The organism is Paenibacillus swuensis, from assembly GCF_001644605.1.
Lineage (GTDB): Bacteria > Bacillota > Bacilli > Paenibacillales > DY6 > Paenibacillus_N > Paenibacillus_N swuensis.
Genome location: NZ_CP011388.1, coordinates 333,442 through 357,883, shown reverse-complemented (window position 1 = coordinate 357,883; position 24,442 = coordinate 333,442). Strand labels below are relative to the sequence as shown.

Below are 24,442 nucleotides of genomic sequence, written 5' to 3'. Positions count from 1 at the left end.
TTTGATTGACCGCCATTTCTTGAAGAAACGGCGGTCTTTTGGGATTTTAGAATATCTTCGAAGTTATCATTACGGCAAGTAACGCCGGGCTCCCGCATACTCTCTCAACCAAGTAGATTCACTCAGCGAGGCGATATGAATTTGAGAGGCGGAGTTCGGTGAATGGATCATTTGATTGTTTCCGATGTACATTCCTACATGGTGGACAGTGCCCTTTCCATTCTTGGTGGCAAAAAACACTAGGTCTCCCGGTTGAAGATTGCTCTTCAATATAGCGGTACCCGCTTGGGATTGGGGCCCTGCATCGCGTGGGATCGTTATCCCGTGTGCCCTATAAATGCTGTATGTATAGCCTGAACAATCGTAGCCGTAAGCGGAAACCCCTGCCCATAAGTAGGGTAGTCCGATAAATTTGCGTGAGGTGTTCACCAGATCTTGCTGACTCACGGGTACAGGAGGCGCGCCGGGAGTAAGTACGTTAACCTCTGTTTTCTTAATCCATTTATTCCCTGCATCGGGCGTTGCTACTAAATATAGCGTACTGTTCTCGCCTACAATAGGGAGCTTCGTATTAAAACTAAGTTCTAAGAAAGGCACCTGTAACGACTCGTTATCATACAACATGCCGAAGTTTGTAGTAACGACAGCTTGCCGATTCCCCGCTAACGCATCCAGGCTAAGGGTTGTAGTCAGTTGACGTTTAGGCATATAACCCGGATACCCGATAGGATCTCTTGGTGTCGGTTGTTCTAAGACTTGAACCTTTACCCATTCCCCAAGGTCTTGTGTAATCATCACTTTATGGCCGTACAAGGCTTCCGTCTCTAACATTCCGTTCGTTGAGAGTTGTGTTTTTTCTGCTAGTGTCATGTTTCTTGTCCATGCCCGCATATCTACCGGATTACTGAGAGCGGGTGCATCGACTGGACGAACTGAGTTCATTCCGGACAAGGTCCATTGTGTGGCAACGGCTACCGAGATGTAGGCAGTCGTTCCCGATGCTTGGAGCTCAGGTTGTGCATCTGTCCGTTTGGCCAAGGACATACCTGGCAAAAGGGTTAGAATTAGTGCCAGACTGAGTGTAACTTGAGTCCACTTCTTGCAACTGAACATGAATACGCACCTCCATGAAATGGTAGTAACATGTTCAGTTTATAGCAAAAAGAGAGCAAATAGAATAGTTTTCTATATTTATGTAAGGTTTATGTGAGATATACTTTCATGTAATATCGGGAGAGAAAGTTTAATGTTTTTGAAATGAAATTCGAGTAATTTGTATTACAAAAGTTCCGGGCGGTTGGCATAATAGAGTAAGTTTTTACAATTGAGTGAAGCGAGCGTGAATCCTATGCCCTATGAGTCATTAACCGTCGAAAGATTCCATTCCTTAAAGGATCGTATTGAACAATCCATCTATCAGCCCATCGAATCGTTATCCGTGCAAGCTTGGGTGACGAAGGAGCCTGTGCCCTACGAGGAGAGAACATCAGGCAAAGCTATTACACTTAACCCGGGCGATCCGTGGGGAGAGTTGTGGGACTGCGCTTGGTTCCATTTCCAAGGAATCGTTCCCGCCGCCGCTGCCGGTCAGTCCGTCGTGCTGCTTATCGATGTGAATGGGGAGCTCTGCGTGGTTGATGCCGACGGTTCTCCCTATCAAGGGCTTACGAATATTAATTCTGAATACGACTACGCCCTCGGATTGCCGGGCAAACGAGTTGTATATGTTGCCGAGCAAGCGAAGGGCGGGGAACGTATCGACTTATGGGGCGATGCCGGATGTAACGATCTGTTCGGGCGTTATCGGAGCGGTAAGCTGAAGGAAGCTTTGATCGCGGTTTGCCTCGAAGAGAATAAGCAATTGTACTATGATTTGGAAGTTTTGATGGAATTAGCAGATCAATTATCCAATGAGTCATCGCGTAAGAAACAGATTTTGCAGGCATTATTCGAAGTTTCTCATGTTCTTATGGATATAACGCCGGAATCGGTCGGTGCGGCAAGACATCGTCTCTCGGTTGAGTTGAAGAAGCGGGGCGGGGATCCGACAATCCGCGTCAGCGCCATAGGACATGCCCATATGGATTTAGCCTGGTTATGGCCGATTCGCGAGACCATTCGTAAGGGAGCCAGAACGTTCGCGACGGCTTTGCGCATGATGGAGAAATATCCGGATTACGTCTTCGGGGCTAGCCAACCGCAGCTATACGAATGGATCAAGCAGCATTACCCTGCCCTCTTCGAATCCGTTAAACAACGAATTAAAGAAGGGCGTTGGGAAGTTCAAGGCGCCATGTGGGTAGAACCGGATTCCAACGTGGCAGGAGGCGAGGCGTTAGTCAGGCAAATTTTGTACGGGAAACGATACTTTAAACAGGAATTTGGTATTGACGTGCGCATGTTGTGGGTACCTGATATATTCGGTTATTCCGCGAGTCTCCCTCAGCTTCTCAAAAAATCGGGTGTCGACTATATGGTCACGCAGAAGCTCTCTTGGAATATGTACAACGATTATCCGCATCATACGTTCTTCTGGGAAGGTCTCGACGGAAGCAAGGTGCTGACGCATTTACCGCCTGAAGATACTTACAATTCACCGTCCGCCCCTCGTTCCCTGGTGAAGATCGAGAAGGAATATCACGATAGCGGGGTTTCCGACCGCGCCCTCATGTTGTTCGGAATCGGTGACGGAGGCGGCGGACCGGGTGAAGAGCATCTGGAGCGACTGAAACGGGAGAAGAATCTGCTTGGCCTTCCGCCTGTTGAGCAAGAGCCGTCCATCGATTTTCTGGATAAATTGCAAGAAGGGGCGTCCCATTACAAAACGTGGAAGGGCGAACTCTACCTGGAAAAGCATCAGGGAACGTTGACTACGCAGGCTCGGAACAAGAAGTTTAACCGCAGGCTGGAGAAATCACTTCGTGAATGGGAGTTTGCCGCCTCGTTCGCTTCACGGGCATGCGCTGTCCCTTACCCGAAGCAGGAGCTCGAGGAGATTTGGAAGGAAGTGCTGTTGTATCAGTTCCATGATATTTTGCCGGGATCATCGATCGGACGGGTTTATGATGAATCGCTGGCTCGATATGAGGAGATTACGAAAACAGTAGAGAAGGGCATTGAGGTCGCTTACGGGGAGATCGCCAATAACCTTAATTTATCTGACTACCGGGACCCTGTCGTTTACTTCAATTCTCTGCCTTGGGAACGCGCGGAGTGGGTCCAGCTTAAGAAAGGTTGGATGAAAGCCGTCGTACCTTCTATGGGTTATTGCGCCGTGGAACCCGAAGAGGTTGTTGGTGTAACTGAATTCGTTCAACTGAAAGCATCAAGCGAAGGGATCGAGAATGAAGAAATTCGCGTAGTGCTGAATGAAGCGGGCGTAATCGTTTCCCTGTTCGACAAGAGGGAAGGAAGAGAGCTGCTGCAAGGAGGCAGGACTGGAAACAACCTGGTCTTGTTCGATGACCGGGGCGGGGATGCGTGGGATTTCCCGGGCGACTACCGCGAGCGCGCGTCGATTGAATTGCAACCGGCATCTACTCAGGCATATATAGATGGACCTTACGCAGTGGTGGAGCAGCATTACGTGTTCGGGAATTCCGAATTGACACAACGCGTGAAGCTGTCTTCGGAAAGCAGACAAATCGTATTCGAGACACGTGTTGATTGGCAGGAATCGGACAAGATGCTTCGTTCTTCCTTTCCGCTTGCTATCGCAACGGATTTAGTAACCAGCGAGATTCAGTTCGGCTCCATTAAACGACCGACGCACCGCAATACATCTTGGGATACCGCTAGGGATGAGATCTGCGCCCACCATTGGATTGACGTGTCGGAGAGCCGCTATGGCGTTACGATGTTGAACGATTCCAAGTACGGTCATCGGGTCGAGAATGGTGTGCTTGATATCAATCTGTTAAGAAGTCCCGCGTATCCGGATCCGTTGGCGGACAGAGCTGTGCACGAATTCGTGTATTCGATCCTTCCCCATGCGGGCTCCTGCGCGGAAGCGCTAGTGTATAAAGACGGTTACGAGTTGAATACGCCACTACGTTCGGTTAAACCGGCGAGTAAATCGGGGACTATGGCGGCTTCCGATTCGCTGTACAAGGTGGACCATCCACATATTATGATCGAAGCTGTGAAACAAGCCGAGGATGATCATAGCCTCATCATTCGTTTATATGAAACGTCCGGAGGTCAGGCAAATGTGAATTTGCAGGTGGCTCACCCGTACCTTTCCATCGAAGAAACGAACTTGATGGAGGAAACGATCGCTTCCCTGGAATCGGACAATGGTGCAGTGAGGTTGCGGTTCAGCGCATTCGAGATCAAGACGATTCGAATTGTTATGTAATTAACGGAATAGGGAGGATATTCTTAATGCTTAGAATTGAGCGCTTTATCCGTCAATTAAAGGAAAATGAATGGCTATCCGAAATTCAACTCAATCCATGGACGTTCAAAACTTGCAGCTACGAAGCCCCCGGGTTTTACGTCTCTAACCAAGAAGACAGTCGTCTGGTGACCGAAGGAGACTGGCTGGCAGATCGGGGCACAACTTTTATCCTGGAACAGGAAATCCACATTCCTCCGTCATGGCGAAGCGGGAAGGTTGGATTGTGGATTGATGGCGGAGGCGGAGAAGGGCTCTTATATGTGAATGGTATTCCCTATCACGGGTTGGACGGCAATCGCAGCTACATTCCGCTCCATGCCGAAGTGATTGCGGCGGGTTCTGCTTTACTGCGTATCGAATGGTATAACCCTCCGGGATATCCCTCGGAATTAATGAGTGGTTTCACGGATCATATTCCGAAAGAGACAGATCCGCCGCCTTTATACTTAGCGAAAAGCCGACTGGTGGCGCCGAACGAAGCGTTGCAAAGCTTCCGGTATACGATTTATGTATACGCGGAGGCCGCGAAACTTCTTCCCGATACAGATGCGGCTAAATTGGCCATTATTCGTGAACTGCATCAAGTCATGGATGATCACGGTTTCGGAGAGCCTGGGTCATGGAATGATCAGAATGTATGGTTAGATTCGGAGTTGAAGCTGAAAGAGCGGCTTGCATCACATACTTCAGCAGCAGGAACCATGTTAATGGTCGGCCAGTCTCACATCGATACGGCATGGCTGTGGCCGCTGAAAGAAACGGTGCGTAAAGTGAGCCGGACGTTCTCGACGGCCTCCACTTTATTGGATGAGTATCCCAAATTTGTATATTCCCAAAGCCAGCCTCAGCTCTATTCCTACGCTAAGGAGCACTATCCCGATGTGTATGACAGAGTTAAACGTCATATTGTTTCGGACAGATGGGAAGTCGTTGGCGGCATGTGGGTAGAACCGGATCTGAACATTCCTTCGGGGGAGTCATTGGTACGACAATTATTACACGGAATGAAATTTTTCCGTGAGGAGTTTGGAGCGGTTCCCCGGATCGAATGGTTGCCCGATACGTTTGGATACTGCGCTTCTTTACCTCAGCTATTGAAGCTGGCAGGCATTGAATACTTCATGACTTCCAAGATGGGATGGAACGATACGAACGCCTTTCCTTACGATTTATTCCATTGGGTCGGAATCGATGGCACTCGCATTCTATCCTTTATTAATCATGGATTAAACGAGCAGACGCATCCTGTAGAAATTAATGATCATTGGTCCCATTATAAACAGAAATCATGCCACCCTGAGCAGATGTTGCTATATGGTTACGGGGATGGCGGCGGCGGGGTTACCCGTGAAATGATCGAGAACGTAGAACGTTCGGCTAACCTTCCCGGTCTTCCATCAGCCAGACATGGTACTGCGCACGAATTTTTCGATCATGCTGCCCGCTCGGGCACAGAATTGCCGACATGGACAGGGGATCTGTATTTGGAACTCCATAGGGGAACCTATACGACACATGCCCGGAACAAACGATGGAATCGTAAAGCGGAAGCGTTGTACAGGGAGGCAGAGGTCTGGAGCAGCATCCATACTTTATTTGGGGGCGCCTACCCCTCCGAAGCGCTGGCCAAAGGCTGGAAGCAAGTGCTGCTGAACCAATTCCATGACATTATTCCAGGAACCTCTATTCAAGAGGTCTATGAACGTTCCGAACAAGACTATGCTGAGGCTTTTGACATTGGTGAAAAAGCTCAAAAAGATGCGGTTGCAGCTCTTGCAGGCTTTATAGAAGTATCGGCCGCCGGCGGGAAAGCTTATCACATATTTAATAGTTTATCTTGGAAAAGGGAAAGTCTTGTCACCATAACAGGAGGATCTGAACTCATTAACGTTTTCGCATACGATGAGAGCGGGGTTCGCCTAAAGACGGATCTTCGTGTGATTGGAACCGAGATGTACGAACTTTGTGTATTTGTTCCGGGAATACCTTCGCTTGGTTACGCAACGATTTGGTTAAGGCAAGCGGAGGAACATAACAAGGAACATAACAAGGAACAAGAGCAAGTCATCACGTTTGATGGGATTTGGGAAACGAACTTGTATTCGGCGGAATGGAATGATCGAGGAGAACTCGTTCGTCTCTATGATAAGGAAGCTGGCAGGGAAGTTCTCATTTCGGGTCAACCGGCCAATCAGTTGCAGATGTTCCACGACCGGCCCCTTGTCTGGGACGCGTGGGATATAGATCCGCGCTTTGAGAAGCAACCTGCAGAGCTGCCAACGCTCAAAAGCGCCGAAGTCGTTCATAGTGGCGAGAACCGTGATATTCTCCGCTTTGAATGGCAACTAAACCGTTCATCGGTTACACAAAACATCATTTTCTACAGAGATTCCCGTCGCATTGATTTCGAAACAAGCGTCTCCTGGAACGAGAAGCATAAATTGCTTAAGGTCGCTTTTCCGGTGGACATCCTATCCTCTAAAGCCACGTATGAGATTCCATTCGGTGCTGTTGAGAGAACGACACATACGAACACCAGCTGGGACCGGGCCCAGTTCGAAGTCTGCGGGCATCGTTGGGCGGATTTGTCTGAAGACAATTATGGAGTCGCCCTCCTGAACGATTGCAAATATGGGTACGACATCAAAGGAAACGTTCTACGCTTATCTTTGTTGCGTTCGTCGGATTGGCCGGATCGAACTGCGGATCAAGGAGATCATCAGTTCACGTACTCACTTTACCCTCACCTTGGAAACAGGCGGGAAGCGAATATTGTTCGCGAAGGCTATGAACTTAATCATTCACTGATCGTTGTAGAAGGTTCTTCCTACAGTAAATCCGGTAAACTTCCATTTCGTCATAGTTTTATCCATGTGGAGGCTACGGGGGTTATCCTGGATACAATCAAGCGTTCTGAGGACGGGGATAGCACCATTATCCGACTTTATGAATCGGGAGGCGTGCGCGAGTCCATTAAGCTTAATCTCCATTTACCATTGAGCGCGTGGCAAGAAACTAATCTATTGGAGGAACCGATGGATAAAGTTCATAGGATAGAAGAGACAGGGCTTCAAGTGGGAATGATTCCTTATCAAGTTCGGACCTTGGAACTGAAAGAATGAGATAGAGGTAATTGATGTAATAGCAATATCGCCGCGTTAAACAACCTGGAATTAAGCGAAAATGAACTCAAGTTAACAGACGATGTTCTCAAATTATAGTCTTAGAAACCCGGTTAGCCTTAGGCCATCCGGGTTTCTGTACATTCACGGATCATTGTTGATTTACAAACTGCTTTCGAGGTTTCTTTATTTAAATCTCGTACGGTCTAATTTATACTAAACAAGAACTTAAATTAAGCGCTTTCAGTTTTTTTGGGAGAGAGGGGTGATCATAAATTTGAGTGGTAGTCTGGTTGAGAGCTAGGCAACAATACTATTTTTATAATATGGAGGTAGGATGATGAGAAAAGGTAAAGGCAGGTTCACAGGAATATTAATGACAGCATGTCTGCTCATGGGAGTTCTTGTTCCGGGCACGGCAAGCGCGGCTAACGGTTCCGTTACGATTGATTACAACAATACGATCGCAGCCGGACACGCAGACGTATTCGGCGGGGTAGGGAACGGTCCGAACGATGCGGCTTCCATTCAGCAGCTCAAGGATGTTGGCTTCAAGGTGGTTAGAGTCGAGGCTTGGATGGAACATTTGATTGAGAATACGAATTTAACCGATTACAAGAATAACGTGAACGACATTCAGAATCCGGATAATTGGAACTGGGGCGCAATCGATCCTTTGAATACTTGGTACGACAAGGGATTCAAGATTATGCTGCTCTTTACAGGCGCTCCGCCTTGGCTGACCCACAGCGGCGGCGTATCCGGCGTTCCCAAGGACTGGGGAGTGTACGAGGACATTGTCAAGAAGGTTTACCAGCGCTATCACGGAAAAGTCTCGCTTGTCGAGATCTGGAACGAGCCGGATAATCCATCCGCATTGAACCTGAGCGGAAGTCCTTATGAATCGGGCAACAATCATCCCGGTGCTTACAATGAAATCTTCTACCATGTCACGAATGCCGTGAGGGCAACCGATACACAGAACACGGTTGAACTGGGAGGCCCAACGCTCGCGGGCGGGGTTGGATGGCCTGCTTATGTTACATATATCCTGGATGATCCCCGCAACCGGGATAACTTTAACTTCATCAGCTTCCATGTTTACAACGGAGAAGGGACAATTTCGAATGTTGTAAACGACTGGAGAGGTTGGGCGGCGAACCGCGGTAAACCGAACCTTCCCGTTCATGTCACCGAATGGAATTATGACGCCGGCATTAACGGACCGACAAATGGAGGAACACCGATCAATACGACGGGAGACGAGACCATCTCCTATGTCGGATTAAAACTGAACGACATGTTTAAGGTCGGCACGGAGGGAGCTTATCTGTTCTCATTAGGAAAGTATGATCACAACTATCCATTCTGGCATATCGAGCAAGGGGGCGTGTTATCTCCTAAGACAAGAACCTATCGGTTAATGTCTACGAAAGTCGGTCTTGGAGACGGGGATAGCAGCATTAAAAGCACCTCATACAGTAATATCTCCAGCGCGTTAGGGGCGGTTAATTCCACCGGTGACAAAATTGGGGTATTGGTTAATCGTGACACAACGACGAATACAGCCAGCGTAACATTGAATAACACGGGATTGGCTGACGGGAACGCGACGCTGGAGATTTATGAAGCTTCCGTTAATAATGATGCGACCTCGATCAAGGAAAACGTAGCGGTTACCGTGAACAATGGTTCCATTACGACGACGCTGAACATTCCCGCCAACTCGGTAATCGGCTTTAAAGTGAAAGGCACGAGCGGAAGTTCAGAAGCCATATTCTATGAGGATATTGATTACGGAGGGGCATCCGGATCGCTGGGGAAGGGGAATTACACATTAGGGCAGCTGCAAGCCGCAGGTATTCAGAACGATTGGGTGACTTCTCTCAAAATTCCATCCGGGTGGACCGTCGAGATGTATGAGCACGACAATTACTTAGGGACGAAGTGGACGTTCACCTCTGATCAGCCGTGGATTGGCGACGAGGTTAACGATCAAGCTTCTTCTATTAAAATTTATTAAGAGTAAAAACATAGAAGATGGCGCACACGGAAGTGCGTGCCATCTTCTTCGCGAGTAACACACAAGAAAGAGGCTGAGAAGATGACCCAGAAGTTGAATAGAAAATTGCCAGCAGCCGTAACGGCAGCGCTTAACGAAGTTTCCGAGAAACTGACTCATCGTCCGGAACTTCGAAGGATGTTTCTCCAATGTTATCCGAATACGCTGGAGACCACGGTGGAGATGCTAGATGACGATACGACTTTCGTCATTACGGGCGATATCCCCGCGATGTGGTTGCGGGATTCCAGCGCCCAATTGAGACCCTTCGTTCAACTTGCGAAGGAAGACGAGGAGCTTCGTAGCATTATTAGCGGCGTCGTTCGAAGGCAGGTTGCTTATATCTTGCTAGACCCCTATGCCAATGCCTTTAATAAGGAAGCGAACGGCAACGGACATAAAGACGAGACTCATTCGCATCCCACCGTCTGGGAGCGCAAATACGAAATCGATTCTCTCTGTTATCCAATCCAACTAGCCTATCTCTATTGGAAGGCGACGGCTGACTCTTCGGTATTTGACAGCGCGTTCCGCGATGCCGCTTACGAGATCATCCGAGTATGGAAGATTGAACAACGTCATGCGGAAGAATCGGACTACTCCTTCATCCGCAAGAACCCTTATGTGTCGTTCGATACGATTCCTGCAGGAGGTAAAGGCCGACCGGTTAATGACACCGGGATGACGTGGTCGGGTTTTCGCCCGAGCGACGATGCCTGCACGTTTAATTATCTCATTCCTTCCAATATGTTCGCGGTCGTCGTTCTCGGTTATCTTGAGGAAATCGCCAAGGTCATTTACTCGGACGAGCGGTTAGCGGAGTTATCTATGACATTGGGAACGGAAATCAAGGATGCCATCGAGTTATACGGCGTCGTACATCATCCGGAGTTTGGGAAGATTTACGCATACGAGACGGACGGTTTCGGCAATCATCTCCTTATGGATGACGCGAACGTGCCTAGTCTGCTGTCCGCATCGTATCTCGGTTATGTCAGTTCGGATCATCCGGTTTACCGCAACACAAGGAAGTTCCTGCTTAGTAAAGGCAACCCTTCCTACTATGAAGGGGAATATGCCAAAGGAATCGGAAGTCCGCATACCCCGGAAGGTTATGTCTGGCCGATCGCGCTAGTCATGCAGGGTTTGACGTCAACGGACGATGAAGAGATTAAGCGTCTGGTCCATATGTTGGAGACGACAACGGCAAATACCGGCTTTATGCATGAAGGCTTCCATGTGGACGATCCAAGTCAATTCACGAGACCCTGGTTTGCCTGGGCGAACACGTTGTTCGGTGAATGGATTTATTCCCTTGTCAGGGAAGGCCATCCAGCTGTTACTGAATAAGAATAGTTAGCAAGAACAATCCTATTAGCCCGTCGGGCTGATAGGTTTGTTTTATTTTAAATGCGGAATTAATAGATATTGTGAATATAATAGGTTGTTTCAAAGCTTCCCGATCCCGACCTTGCCTCCATTCCTGTGCCAAAACTTCCAATATAGTCTGAGGACTGTCCCCAGCCCTGAGTTACGCAATAGTCCCAAAACCCGTCAAAGTATACGGTTAACTCCGTTGATTTCTCCGCTTTGGCGAAATGTACAAGGGGAATGTCCGTTCCTCCGAAGGGAGACATATAGACATACCATTGTTGACCGTAAACATCATAAAAATCACCGTAATAATCTCCAAAGTCATCGGTATTGTCATACGTCGGATGAATCATCAGATCCAATGAGATTGTCTCCGGGTTGATGGTACTGCTGCTGTGGGCAAATATTTCCCAATACATGTTCCACCCCGGACTGTTAACGGGCGTGAGGCCGAACTGCCAGAACGAATAGGCGCTTCGATCAGGATCATCGATTCGGAAGGGAAGCTGTGAATTCTGTGTGCTCACCGTTGTCCATGGCCATAATCCCCGGTTCAACTGCCCTGCGCCAATGCCCCCGGAACCGCCATTAAAGTCATAGCTGCCTCCCCAGGAAGTTTCAGAAGAAATCCAACTGCTCATTACCGTACCGGGAGGCGCCGCATAGTTGTTATCAAAAATGTAATATTTGTAATCATTCGTCCATTGCCAAGCCGCCGAAGCGGGTAACGCAAAGCAAATCAGTGACACCGCTAACAAGAGTTGAAAAATAAGGCCGACTTTCTTTTTTAACCTGTACATAAATTCATTCCCTTCATCCTTGGATTTGTGTTTAGTAGCGTTTACATTTTGCTACATCCTCAGTGTGCGTGGGTTCCAGACGGAAGTAAAGGGACGAAAACGCAAATCGACTAACGGAAAATGATAAAGCCGAGCTATTGTTCAAAAAAACCGTTATAACATTTCCGTTATCGTGTCTGTTCCTGGCAAAAGGAGAGAATTACAATAAATGAGAGTCACGAATGTAAGCGCTTCACATTGGAGGAGGAGGCGAGCAGCGATCTGTACTGGACAGCTATTATTTGTTTCTTAAACATTTTCTAAACTAAAGGGAGTGAATGCTGAATGTTGATCAAGAGAACCGGCATGCGCATGGTATCTACGTTTACAGTGTTGGCTATGTTATTTCAAACGCTGCTTATGATTCTCCAACCCGCTATTCCGGCGGCGGCCGCGGCAGAGACGGTTCAGAATGTGTCTTCGAATAAACCGGTAACGGTTTCATCCAGGGCCGAAGAAGCGGGAAATCTGGTGGACGGAAATGCTGATACGCATTGGTACAGCGAATGGGGACAGTCTTCGGCATGGATGAAAATAGATCTGGGCCAATCCTTTCAACTACATGAAATTCAGCTGAATGCAAGATACGAATCGACACTCTGGGAAACAGTAGGAGTCTCGGTATATGGGGCCAATCAGGCGGATTATAGTGACCGGGTGGCCATTGCCCAGGTTCCGGAGAGCGGAATTGCGTACAGTATGACATTGCCGGTTTCGGACACAACTCCATACCGCTATATCATGTTGGAAAAAACCATTCCGGATTCATTGGGTTTCAGCGAGGTGAATGTAATGGGCTCGATTACGCAGCCTGAAGATGCCCTTTATACGAATGTCGCGCTCGGGAAACCCGTGACGGCTTCGGGTGTATTGGAGGGGGCTTATGCCGCGGAGAACGGCAATGACGGCAATTCCTCTCCTATGGTCACGAACTGGGATGGCAACGCTTATTGGCAAGTCGATCTTGGCCGGGAATACTCGATTGCCAAACTCCAGTTGGTACCGAGGGACGGGATTGATTGGGAACGCAGAAATTATAGCATTCTGGCGTCGAACGATGCTTCGTTCCAAGAGAGTGCCGTCATCGGGACTATCGGAAGCGAGGGGTTCGACAACTTGTGGAACGCCGTTGTTACGGATCCCGCTCCATACCGGTATGTACGGGTGAAAACAACGGATACCAAATCGGTGGGTTTAACCGATTTTCGGGTGCTTGTTCAGTCAACCGCTTACGAGATGGCCGTTTCGGATCTATTGCAGGTTGTGCCGCGGTTCAGCGGAACGGACATCGGATTAAACGAGGCGGTATGGACCTCCTCGAACCAAGGGGTTGCCTCTGTGGACAGCAGCGGTAAAATTAGCGCTTATAGCAAGGGAACTACAACGATTACAGCGGCTTATCAAGGCAAGACGCTCTCCTTACCGCTAACCGTAAAACCGGCGCCTGAAGCGGAAGCGCCCACTTCACCGGATCTCTTCGCGTCTTTCCTTACCGGCCAGGCGCCAGTTGTGACGAAGGTGATCAGCGAGAGCACGGAAGGTACCATCAGTATCAAGAGGGTGTTATTTCAATCCGACCTTGAGGAAGGCCGGCAGAATCAAATCTACGCACTGATTGCCAGGCCAACGGCATCCGGAAGTTACCCGGGACTACTTGTGTTGCATGGCGGAGCGGGAACAGCTGATGAAGGGGGAGCCAAGGAATATGCCAAGCGGGGCTATATAGCGATTGCACCGGAACTTCCGGGCATAGCGGATCCGAACAGCCAATGGGCTTCTCCGGATTCTACAGGGGTTTGGAAGAGCGAGCCTTACGGGTTACGGCAGCTGCGAGCTTTGCCGGATGCTTCCGCGAGCTCTATATTTGAGGCGGAGGTTGCAGCGCTGCAATCGTTCTATCTTCTGAAGGCACAGCCTGAGATTCAGCCTGGTAATGTGGGGATGAAAGGGATTTCTTGGGGCGGTTATACAACGACCATGGTCAGTTCTTTGCTCGGGGACGATGTAAAAGCGGCGTATTCCATTTACGGCAGCGGTTTCTACGACCATGGCTCCTATTTTAAAGGACTGTTGGACGGCTGGAACCGGCTGGAGAAAATGAAATGGCTGAAGGATCTGGATGCGGGACGCAGAGCCCAACAGCTTACGGCCAACTATTTTGTCGCGGCAGCCACCAACGATTCGTACTTCTGGCCGACTGCGGTCATGGATACGCTGGATCGAATCAGCGGACCGGTCAATCAGGTGTTCTCTCCTAACGATGACCACACGCTTGCGCATTTGGCGGATGAATCCGCTCAGGAACAGCTGTATTTCGATTATCATCTCAAAGGGGAAGGGGCAGTACCGCCAAAAGTACAGGTGGAAGGCTCTAAACCATTGGCGAACGGCAGCATCCAAATACGCTTTAGCGTATCCGGCGGAACAGAAGTGACAAACTTCAAATTATATTACAGCTCGCCTGACGCTTCCTGGACAACGCGCAGTTGGACGGAGGTGCAGGCCGCAGCGAATGCTGACGGAAGTTATGGAGCCGTCCTTCCCGCCGAAGCGGCAGCCGAAGAAGCCGATTGGTATGTATTCGCATCGGACAGCCGCGGTGTTTCCGCTAGCTCGGTCATATATAGCGCGGATTCCCTTGCGGAGCAGCCTCCTGTAGTACAGAGAGATACTTTCTACGTGTCTCCTGAAGGCGACGACTCCAATGAAGGCACACAGGAGTCGCCTCTCCGCACACTGGAGGCTGCCAGAAATGCGGTGCGCCTGCAGACCCGAACTATGAAGGGTGATATTACCGTTAATCTGCGCGGTGGAGTTTATCGGGTGGACGGTCCCGTGGACTTTGGCCCTCTTGATTCCGGCCAGAACGGTTTTCAAGTTCGCTATCAAGCTTTTCCCGGTGAAACGCCTGTGATTGAAGGCGGCAAAGGGGTATCAGGAACATGGGAACCTTATACCGACGGCATTTATCGTATTCAGGCGGATTCGTCCGTGCTGGATATGCGAGAACTCGTCGTGGACGGAAAGCGTCAGCAACGCGCGAAATCGGCACCTGTGAAAACAGCGGGCATCGAAGGAGAAAGAACCAGTCTGATGGTCGCCAACGACTTGCTTCCTGCAGGCGGCTTTGCGTTCCCTCAGGACTTATCCTTCAGCATGCTGGCGCAATGGCGTCACTATATTCTGCCTGTAAGCGGAATGACTCGCGGAGATACCTATACTAAAGTCAACTTTACCAGTGAAATCATGAATACCTATATCCAAAATCATAATTTCGATTCCTATTACAACAAGTATTTTATAGTTGAAAATGCGCTGGAGTTACTGGATGAAGAAGGAGAATGGTATTTCGATAAACGGGCGCTTGTCCTTTATTACAAGCCTCAGCCCGGAGTGGACCTGAATGCAGCCGTAATTGAGATTCCGCAGGCGGAAGCGTTTATTAATATTACTGGATTATCGAATACCAAAAGGGTGCGTAATCTTGCCTTTCAGGGGATTACTTTCTCCAATGCGACTTGGGAAGTTGTGAACAGCAGAGGGTTTGCTTCCGTACAATCCACAACGATCGTAAATGAAAAAGGCGCGATGGAAGATATCATTCCTGCTGTATTTAACGTAAACTACGCCGACAAAGTCACGATTTCCCGCAACACCTTCGAACGGATCGGAAAAAGCGCCATTAATGCGGAGCAAGGAATATCGGATCTTGCCGTCACCGGAAATATATTTAATGACATCGCGGGCGGAGCGGTGAATATCGGAAGCACGTCGCACGGAACGCTTACCCAGGCGGGTGCAAGCTTGCCGAAGCGAATCACCGTGAGCAATAATGTACTGCGTGACATCGGTTCGCAATTCTGGGGATCGGCGGCCATTACCGCATTCTACTATGACACCCTGGCTATCGAGTATAACGATGTGGACGGGGCGAATTACTCGGCAATTTCCGTAGGCTGGGGCTGGTCAGGCAGCGTGGATTCGCTGCGCAATCTCAAGGTCAATTATAATAAGCTGTTTAATGTTAATCGCAAAACGGTGGACGGCGGGGCGGTCTATTCGATGAGTTCCCATGTGAATGCAGGCTTAAAAGGGAATTATGTGATGAATGTCGGAGGCGCGTTCAACACGGCGGCGCTTTATCACGATCAAAGCAGCAGCGGATTTGTGAATGAGGATAACGTTGTGGACGCGGAACGCGGGGACTATACCTCATATAATCTGAATGGTGTATCGAACATAACCATAACTGATTTATATACAACCACAGGTAATATCGTTAACTATAGCCCTGGTCCCAATGTCCGTATTGAGAACGTTCACATTCACCCGGATGGGAATTGGCCTGCGGCCGCTCAAGCGATTATAGCAGGGGCCGGTCTTCAGCAGGAGTACAAAGATCTGCTTGAGCAGGTGAAGGTGCTGCTGGAACGTAAGGACATTCCATTCATTCGCAGCTCCGGTGTCTTTGTCGAGGATACGTATTTGTTTCACCCTTACTCTTCGAGCATCGACCGGGACTTGGCCAAGGCTCCTTTTGAGGAGAAGAACGGTCTTGCCGTATTTGATGCGACGGAGTTCACCGGCTACAAGGGAACGGAAGCGGCCGATTACAGTTATCTGGGTTGGATTAACGCGCCTAGAACCGGAAGCGCCAAATACGGAATGATTACGCATCCGAAACAGATGACAAGACCGGTTCTCGCCGCTCCTGAATTACCGGAGCTTACGTATGACATCCAGTTCCAGACTCCCGGAGACTATCTTGTATTTGTCTTAGCCAAAGAGGGTACAGTTAAAGTCGGTTTCAATCAGCAAGAGATGGGGACGATCGCTTTCCCGGATACGTTCGCTTGGAAGAATGGCGGATTGAAAGTCCGCGTGGAGCAGGCGGGGATTCATAAACTTCATATTTGGAATACCAATACAAAGAATGCCATCGAGCGGGTGGTGTTGACTAAGGCCGCTACAGCCGAGGTCTATGAGAACAGCGTTCTGCCGGGTCCGCCGACCAGTCCCAAGGCTGGAAAGCCGTCTATATTCATTCCGGCACCGCCGGCCTATCCCGCGTTTTCCAAGGAGACGGGAACCAACATCGCCATGAATAGGCCGGCATCAGCTTCTTCTTCGTCCCCAGGCCATGCTCCGGAACAGGCCTTGGACGGTTTAAGTATTACCAGCTGGAGATCGGGCAGCGCGGACTCGTCTGTATGGTGGCAGGCTGATCTGCTGGAATCAACGCCAATTCATAAGTTAGACATTCGTTTCCCGGAAGAGTCTACAGCGGAAGAGAGAAGGCAGTTCGAGGTTCTGGGCGCTAATGATGCTGCGTTTACCCATCCGGTCAAGCTGGGCGAACAGGGAGAGGAGGCGGTTCCGCCGGGAGGCATAGCTTCCTTCCTTGTGGAGGAGAACAACGGCTACCGTTATGTGCGTATCCAAAAAACAGTTTCAGGCGAGCCTCTTGCGCTTGCGGAGGTCAAAGTCGTTCCTTCCAAACCGGTGCTGGTGAATGTCGCGTTAGAGAGACCGGTGGAGGCTTCTTCGGGTCAGGATTCGGCAGCTCGTCTTGTGGATGGCAATAAGGATAACAGCACAGTATGGACCTCATCTTATGAATCGGAGCATTTCATCAGACTGGATTTGCTCGCAGCCTATCGTCTAAACAGTATTGTTATATCTGCAGGAGCTGAAACAGAATCGGCCGCATGGAACGGAATAACGGTGTACGGTGCGAATAGTGAAGATTACAGCGACAAAGTAAAACTGGAAACATACATCAAAACGGACGGCGGTACAGTAAAGGTAAAGCTCAGCGGGAAGCCTATTTACAGATATGTTCTTTTGGAGACTACATCGGCTTCGGCGGTAAAGCTGTCAGCGTCGGAAGTTGAAGTGTACGGTGTTATTCCTCAGCCGGATAACGCCATTTATGCTAATGTCGCTCAAGGTAAGCCCGCGATAGCAACGAGTGAATATTCGGATCAGTACAAAGCGGCCCACATCAACGACGGAAATTTCAATTCCGCTTATGTTGTAAAGAACTGGAGCAATGACGAATATGTACAGGTTGATTTGGGAGACGGCTATGCGATCGATAAGATTCAGGTCGTCCCTAGGGCGGGAAATATCGAATGGGAGCGTAAAGGATTCGCTGTGCTTGGTTCCAATGAACCCGATTTTAGCAGCGCTAAAACCCTTGGCCTTGCTGGCGGAGACGCCTTCCCAGAAGGGGAAATATGGACTGCAGTTGTTGCGGATCCTTCTTTATATCGTTATATCAGGATGAAAAAGACGGACGGCAGCGGGATTGGTCTGGCAGAACTGCGTGTGCTGGTGCATCAAACCTCCTCCAGATGGGAGACAGGAAAGACGCTCCATCTCGCGGCAAGAGTTCTGGGTGAGGATATTACGAAAGACAATGTAGATTGGAAGTCTTCCGACTCTAGTATTCTTTCCGTGCAAAGCGATGGAACAGCTAAAGCTCTAAGCAAAGGTAACGTTGTGATAACAGCTTCCTATCAAGGCACATCGGTAACCTTGCCGGTAACCGTCTATAAGGAGCACGACACAGATCTGCTGGAAAAGCAAATAACCGAAGCCGAGGAGGCATTAACTAACCATCACGCAGGAAGCAATCCTGGGCAATCGAGCAGCGGGGAATATTCGGAGCTTGCACGACAAGTGAATGATGCCAAAGCCGTTGTTCAAGGAGCCGCCGGTCTGCCGCAAGCGGATATAGATGCCGCTGCGGATCAGCTGAAGGCGGCAGTCTCCCTGTTTCTCAAGAAGGTAATCGTAACCGAGCCTTTATTAAAGGTAACAGGTTATGATAAACGCTCCGTGAGTCTCAGCTGGACACCAGGCAAAGTAGATGAGCCTGTCGTCTCATTCATACTTTATATGAATGGCAAAGTAACGAAAGTGACAACGGCTTCCGTGCTAACGGCCGTAATTCAGAATCTAAACAAGGATACGCAGTATACATTCTCTATTCAGGCTATAAACGAGTACGGACATCGATCTCCGCTAAGCCCCGCCCTTCAAGTACGAACGAAACATGATAACGGTAAGGGTGAGAGAACAGAAGGTAACGGGCTGTAAAAGGGGAGGGGGCTGCCTAAGGCAAGCCCTCTCCTTTCATTAAAGAGGCTCTATGATAATGTGTTGATTTTCACATGAGAATCATAGTTTTTCCATATATCCCAATATTATGGCGCGTTATAATGGACTTAAGAACTTAGCGGAGACCAGGGGGCGACTATGTACAATCTGATCCTTGTTGATGACAATCCAAGAGACCGTAAGGGAATAGAACTGATCGTGAAAGATGCGGGATTTAAAGTGACAGCTTCATACGCAAACGGATCCGCTTGTTTGAATGCGCTTCCAGATCAAGAGTGCGATATACTGCTTTCCGATGTCATGATGCCTGTGATGAACGGTATTGAGCTGGCCGAAGCGGTGTCGAATCGTTTTCCACACATTAAAGTCCTATTTGCCAGCGCGTATCACGAATTTGACTTCGCCAAGTCGGCTCTTGAAGTTCATGCGCATGATTACATATTGAAACCGATCGTCAAAGACGAACTGGTCAAGGCGTTGGAGCGGGTAGCCGGGATCTTGGATAAGGAGAAGGAAGAGCGGAGTAAACAACATCAACTGCGGGAACAGCTGGACAAAGCGCTTCCTTCCTATCGGGAACAGTTGTTTAGGGAGCTGCTCTTTGGCAGTTACCAAGATGGGGAGGACCTGAGGCAGTATATCGATCTCCTCGGAATTACAGTTCCGGAACAAGGCTGCATTCGCGTTGTTACGCTGCGTGTAGATGATTCCGACCGAGACCGGACGCTGGAGGAACAGATGTTGGGGGCTATTTCTATCCGAAATTTAATCCGCACGCTTCCTGAAAGCATCCGCCCATTGGAGCTGGTGCAGCAGGGGAAACATATGTTTTCAGCCGTGTATGCATCGGAGGAAGGGGATGTAATTGATAAGGTTGTTGACTTTACTTCGGCTGTTTCCGCTAATTTAGGATTGCCGGCGGCTTTCGGGGTCAGCGGACCAGGCGACTCCCTGGAACAACTGTCCAGGCTGTATTTACAGAGCATTACGGCGATGAATACGACTTTTTTTAACAAGAAACAAACATTTGTACTCTATGAAGAGCTTGGGGAAGAGGGCAGTACCGATGACCAAACAGGGGATTTACAGCGCCTGTACCGGGATACGAAGCAACTGCTGCTTTACGGGTCGGCACAGGAAAGAAGGGAGTTTCTGAACCGTCATATTCATGCCATGGGGCATAGAGGGGATGAGCAGGCGGTCAGACATTTCGCGTCTACGTTAATTTCCATTGCGGAATGGGTAACCGGGGAAGTGGGTCCTGCTTCTGCGTCCAGTCAGAAGGCTGCTGATTTGGAAGTAAGGAATCGGATAGCAACGGTCTCCCATGCCGGAGAACTGCTGGAGCTGCTGGAAACTTTTTTGGATGGATGTTCCGAGAGATTGACCGGAGGAGATCAGGATGTGTCGGGTATTCTTACCGATAAAATGAAAGCGCTAATGAAGGAAAATTTTCATGAAAAGCTCTCGGTAAACGATGTAGCTGCCTCGATTAATTACAGCTCGGTCCATGCGAATAATCTGTTCCGTAAAGCCTCTGGTGAGAGCATCTTCGAATACTTAACGAAACTGCGCATGGAAAAGGCGAAGGAGCTTCTGGCTTTTTCAGACAGTAAAATCTACAGAGTAGCGGAGGAGAGCGGGTATACCAATAAATCACACTTTTGCTTGAAATTCAAGGATTATACGGGGATGACTCCCCAAGAATACAAACGGAGCTTGGAAGAAAAGAGGAGCAGTAAAGGATGAGGGGTAGGCGATTTCTGTTCCGTCAGAAGCTGGCATTGACGCTTCTCGTTTTCTCATTGCTGCCTTTAAGCATTTTGGGCACGCTTTATATGCTGCAAATTCGATCGGATGAACGCCGTGAAACGCTTTCCCTATACACCGAACAATTACGGCTCAATGGCGATTCAATCAGCGATCTGTATTTGACAGGCAGCCATCAGCTGTTATATCTGAGCAATCATTCTTATCTTCGTGAAGTACTGAACCAGATCGGATCTTATGATCTTACTGAGACTTTTACAAGCTATGAATCCGTCAATTCGATCTTATCCGCATTGGAGAGCAATAATGACCAGAGCCATATTAGCATCTTTGCTTACGATCAACATGTATATGACAGCGGACTGATCCAAAAAACAGATCGGCTTGATGTTGCTTTGCGGAAAGTAATAGAACAGTCACAGGGAGATATGGTATATAAGGCAGGAAACTGGCAGCCGGAGACGCATACATTCGACGTCATGATCTATAAGCTCTTGCAAGTAGCGGACAAACCTGAAGGGATCATTCGGCTCACCGTACCCGCTTCCAAATTGGCCGGTTCCATAAGTATGGACCTTCCGAAAGGGGCGTTTGCCGCTTATGTTCATGATGAACAGCATATTCAGATTTTAAAGGCTAATGACATCGGAAGGAAAGAGGCGCTCCAGATAGCCTATGGCTATGTATCCGCAGGAGATCAAGGACCTGACGATGTGATAATCCAAACAGTCAAGTTCAGCGAACACCAAATGATTCTGTTTCTCCCGGAAGGAGTTGTGGCCGGCAAGCTGAAGAAAGCGACATTCCAGATTGCACTCATGATGTTTGCCGCTTTCCTGATCATTGCGGGTTCCGTCATGACGGTAACTTCCAGGCTGACGTTCCGGCTCAAATTGCTCATTAATCGTTTCAACCGTAATATCGATACCTTAATCTCCACGGATATTGATTTCAGGCATGGAGGCGGAGATGAATTCGCGGAAATTCATGCAAAGCTCTATGAATTCCTTCAGGAAGTTCGTACGTATCATCAACAATCTCTGAAGGATAAGGAGGAGCGCAAGAAATTGCAGCTGCAAGTGCTGCAGGAGCAGATCAATCCGCATTTCCTGTACAATACGCTCTCTGCCATTAAGTGGGCCTATCCTGACCCGGATTTGGGCGAAACAATCGATGCTATGGTGAGGTATTATCGGGGGTCGCTGAGCAGGGGAAGAGAGCAGCTGACGGTAGAAGAGGAGTTCGAGCTCATCAGCCAGTATTTAAAGCTGCAGAAATTCGCCTATGATTCGGATTTTATTTACGAAATCAGGTGTCAACCCGGTACGGAGCATCGTATTGTCAGCAAGATGTTGCTTCAGCCCATTGTAGAAAACGCGGTGCTGCACGGGATCAACGGGATGTCTGTGGGAGGCGGCCGCATTGTGGTGGAAGCCGAGAAGCGAGAAGGGTTTCTCGTGCTCACCGTGAAGGATAACGGCAACGGCATACCGCCTGAGAAGTTAGCCGTTCTGGAGGAATACCAGCCTGTCAGGTTCGGCGGTTACGGGCTGAGAAACGTAAGACAACGGCTCCAGCTCTATTACGGAGACGAAGCCCGGATACATATTCACAGCCGGAACGGAGAAGGTACGGAGGTGACGCTTTATCTGCCGGACGGAAATAGAGAGGGATTTGCGGCTCTGTAATGAGCCGTTTTTTGTTGCAATTCCCGTTATATCATTTATTATTTCGAATCTTACACAATGGAGACGAATCTCTATAATTATAAATATGAAAGCGTTTTATAAAGGAGAGATGCCCTTGAGTTCGGTAGTAGAAACAACAAAGGAGCGGCGGCTTGCCGCGCTGAAAAAACAGCGATCCAGCAGATGGAAACAGATGAAACAGGATCGATATTTGTATCTGATGTTACTGCCTACACTGCTGCTAGTGTTTTTCTTTTCCTACCTCCCGATGCCGGGTCTGGTTGTTGCCTTTATGGACTGGGATATTTTCGATCAGTTCCGGAGTGAATGGGTAGGGTTCGCCAATTTCGAAAGACTTTTCCAGGTTCCCGCGTTTTCCCAGGCTATATGGAATACGTTATGGATCAGTATATTAAGCTTGGCGGTTGGCTTCCCGGTCCCGATCATATTTGCTCTTCTCATTAACGAGGTTCGGGTCAAATATTTTAAAAGGTTTGTACAGACGGTGAGCTACCTGCCTCATTTTCTATCCTGGATCGCTGTGGTAGGGATTTTATACACCATATTTGCTAAATACGGCATCGTAAACGATATCCGGATTGCCATATTGGGTCCTGATACGGAGCGTCAGCTGTTTCTTACCGATCAGTCCTTTTTCGTACCGAATGTCGTTCTGACCAGTTTGTGGAAAGAGTTCGGATGGGGCTCGATTATCTATCTTGCTGCATTGACCAGTATCGATCCTCAGTTGTACGAAGCAGCTACGATAGACGGTGCTGGCAAATGGAGACAGGTACGGCACATTACATTGCCCGGATTGCTGCCTACCACTGTAATTCTCCTGATTCTGAGTCTGGGCAATCTCTTTAACAGCAATTTCGAGCTGATTTATGGGTTGCAGAACGCTTTTATCAACTTCGAGGTGATCTCCACTTTGGTCTATAGGCAGGGGATTGCGGAAGGGGATTATTCCATGGCGACAGCGCTCGGCTTTGTTCAGGGGTTGGTTGCCTTTCTACTCATCTATTTGTCCAACCGTCTAGCCAAAAAATTAACCGATGTAAGCATATGGTAACAGAGGAGGTGCCCGATGATAGGCCAGACCAGAGGATATAAAGTTTTTCAGTGGTTCAATTATTCGTTTATGTTCTTTATCCTCATTATAACGCTGTTGCCTTATCTGAACGTGTTTGCCGTATCTCTTAATGATGGCAGAGACACATCGCTTGGGGGAATTACCTTCTTCCCCAGGGTGTTTACATTGGACAATTATGTAACCCTTCTCAACGACAGCAGTCTTGTGCGCGCTTTCATGTTAACGTTGGCTATCGTTGTATTAGGCACGGCTTACGCGGTTCTCATTCAATTTTTTGCAGCCTATGCGCTTAAGAAAAAAACACTGGTAGGACGCGGAAAAATCCTGATCTTTCTGGTCATTCCCATGTTCTTCAGCGGGGGGTTAATTCCGACCTATATCCTTTATTCCCAAACCCATCTGCTGAACAATTTCTGGGTGTATATCATTCCGGCCGGATTTTCTTTCTACAATTTCATAGTCATTCGTACGTATATTGCTTCTACCGTTTCGGAGAGTCTCGAAGAATCCGCGAGGATGGACGGGGCCAATGACTTCACCATCTTTTTCCGTATCATATTACCGCTGTGCAAACCCATACTGGCTACCATTGTTCTCTGGACGGCTGTAGGTAAATGGAATGATTGGACGACGACGTTATATTTCGTTAACGATTCGAGTTTATATACGCTGCAGTATAAATTGACTGAAATCATTAAAGAAAGCGAGCGCATTAACCAACTCATCCGTGACACGATTTCCAGAGGCGGAGATGTAAGCGCTTTGACCAAATTGAATGTCGTTACTCCGGAATCTTTAGTTGCTGCACAAGTCATCATTACCACGCTGCCTATCATTTGCGTCTATCCTTTCTTGCAAAAATATTTCTTGCATGGCGCGATGATTGGTTCCGTCAAAGAGTAGTTTTTGTCCGGTTTACCATTTTCCTGATTACACATTCAGGGAATAACAATAATTTTAATTATGG

The 24,442-nt window shown here is 48.6% G+C and carries 11 protein-coding genes; 9 read left to right on the top strand and 2 right to left on the bottom strand.

Features of this window, described 5'->3' with window-relative positions:
* Window positions 1–69: 69 nt before the first annotated feature.
* On the bottom strand, window positions 70–1,113 hold the full coding sequence (locus SY83_RS01640; protein ID WP_068603633.1) for a C40 family peptidase: 1,044 nt from the start codon (window positions 1,111–1,113) through the stop codon (window positions 70–72).
* Between the two features lie 211 nt (window positions 1,114–1,324).
* On the opposite strand from SY83_RS01640, the gene SY83_RS01635 reads away from it, so the two are divergent.
* The 4 genes from SY83_RS01635 (at window position 1,325) to SY83_RS01620 (ending at window position 10,933) form a co-directional block, all read left to right on the top strand.
* Entirely contained in the window at window positions 1,325–4,357 is a 3,033-nt protein-coding gene (locus SY83_RS01635; RefSeq protein ID WP_231891351.1) for an alpha-mannosidase, read from the top strand.
* Between the two features lie 26 nt (window positions 4,358–4,383).
* Window positions 4,384–7,521 (top strand): alpha-mannosidase, encoded by a 3,138-nt coding sequence (locus tag SY83_RS01630; RefSeq protein WP_068603631.1) that lies wholly within the window; start codon window positions 4,384–4,386, stop codon window positions 7,519–7,521.
* Between the two features lie 340 nt (window positions 7,522–7,861).
* Window positions 7,862–9,544, top strand: a complete 1,683-nt coding sequence (locus SY83_RS01625; protein WP_068603629.1) for a hypothetical protein — start codon at window positions 7,862–7,864, stop codon at window positions 9,542–9,544.
* Between the two features lie 81 nt (window positions 9,545–9,625).
* The gene (locus tag SY83_RS01620) at window positions 9,626–10,933 is read left to right on the top strand and encodes a glycoside hydrolase family 125 protein (RefSeq protein WP_068603627.1); all 1,308 of its coding nucleotides are present in this window, start codon (window positions 9,626–9,628) and stop codon (window positions 10,931–10,933) included.
* A gap of 68 nt (window positions 10,934–11,001) precedes the next feature.
* Here the strand turns inward: SY83_RS01620 and SY83_RS01615 are convergent, their stop codons facing one another.
* Window positions 11,002–11,715, bottom strand: coding sequence for a thymidylate synthase family protein (locus tag SY83_RS01615; RefSeq protein WP_197479935.1), 714 nt, complete (start codon window positions 11,713–11,715; stop codon window positions 11,002–11,004).
* Window positions 11,716–12,081: 366 nt separating this feature from the next.
* Here SY83_RS01615 and SY83_RS01610 point away from each other — a divergent pair, with 366 nt between their 5' ends.
* The 5 genes from SY83_RS01610 to SY83_RS01590 all read left to right on the top strand — a co-directional run bounded on the left by SY83_RS01610 (window position 12,082) and on the right by SY83_RS01590 (window position 24,378).
* On the top strand, window positions 12,082–18,900 hold the full coding sequence (locus SY83_RS01610) for a discoidin domain-containing protein (RefSeq protein WP_068603622.1): 6,819 nt from the start codon (window positions 12,082–12,084) through the stop codon (window positions 18,898–18,900).
* 159 nt (window positions 18,901–19,059) lie between these two features.
* Window positions 19,060–20,670, top strand: a complete 1,611-nt coding sequence (locus SY83_RS01605; RefSeq protein ID WP_068603621.1) for a response regulator transcription factor — start codon at window positions 19,060–19,062, stop codon at window positions 20,668–20,670.
* Entirely contained in the window at window positions 20,667–22,379 is a 1,713-nt protein-coding gene (locus SY83_RS01600; protein ID WP_068603619.1) for a sensor histidine kinase, read from the top strand. The genes SY83_RS01605 and SY83_RS01600 overlap by 4 nt, the downstream gene beginning before the upstream one ends.
* A gap of 115 nt (window positions 22,380–22,494) precedes the next feature.
* On the top strand, window positions 22,495–23,454 hold the full coding sequence (locus tag SY83_RS01595; protein ID WP_197479934.1) for an ABC transporter permease: 960 nt from the start codon (window positions 22,495–22,497) through the stop codon (window positions 23,452–23,454).
* A 15-nt stretch (window positions 23,455–23,469) separates the two neighbouring features.
* Window positions 23,470–24,378: a carbohydrate ABC transporter permease gene (locus SY83_RS01590; RefSeq protein ID WP_068603617.1), complete on the top strand. Its 909-nt coding sequence runs from the start codon at window positions 23,470–23,472 to the stop codon at window positions 24,376–24,378.
* Window positions 24,379–24,442 lie beyond the last annotated feature (64 nt).

Coding starts and splice junctions, on each gene's coding strand:
- SY83_RS01640 (WP_068603633.1), bottom strand. CDS start 1,113: ATGTTCAGTTGCAAGAAGTGGACTCAAGTTACACTCAGTCTGGCACTA.
- SY83_RS01630 (WP_068603631.1), top strand. CDS start 4,384: ATGCTTAGAATTGAGCGCTTTATCCGTCAATTAAAGGAAAATGAATGG.
- SY83_RS01625 (WP_068603629.1), top strand. CDS start 7,862: ATGAGAAAAGGTAAAGGCAGGTTCACAGGAATATTAATGACAGCATGT.
- SY83_RS01620 (WP_068603627.1), top strand. CDS start 9,626: ATGACCCAGAAGTTGAATAGAAAATTGCCAGCAGCCGTAACGGCAGCG.
- SY83_RS01610 (WP_068603622.1), top strand. CDS start 12,082: ATGTTGATCAAGAGAACCGGCATGCGCATGGTATCTACGTTTACAGTG.
- SY83_RS01605 (WP_068603621.1), top strand. CDS start 19,060: ATGTACAATCTGATCCTTGTTGATGACAATCCAAGAGACCGTAAGGGA.
- SY83_RS01600 (WP_068603619.1), top strand. CDS start 20,667: ATGAGGGGTAGGCGATTTCTGTTCCGTCAGAAGCTGGCATTGACGCTT.
- SY83_RS01590 (WP_068603617.1), top strand. CDS start 23,470: ATGATAGGCCAGACCAGAGGATATAAAGTTTTTCAGTGGTTCAATTAT.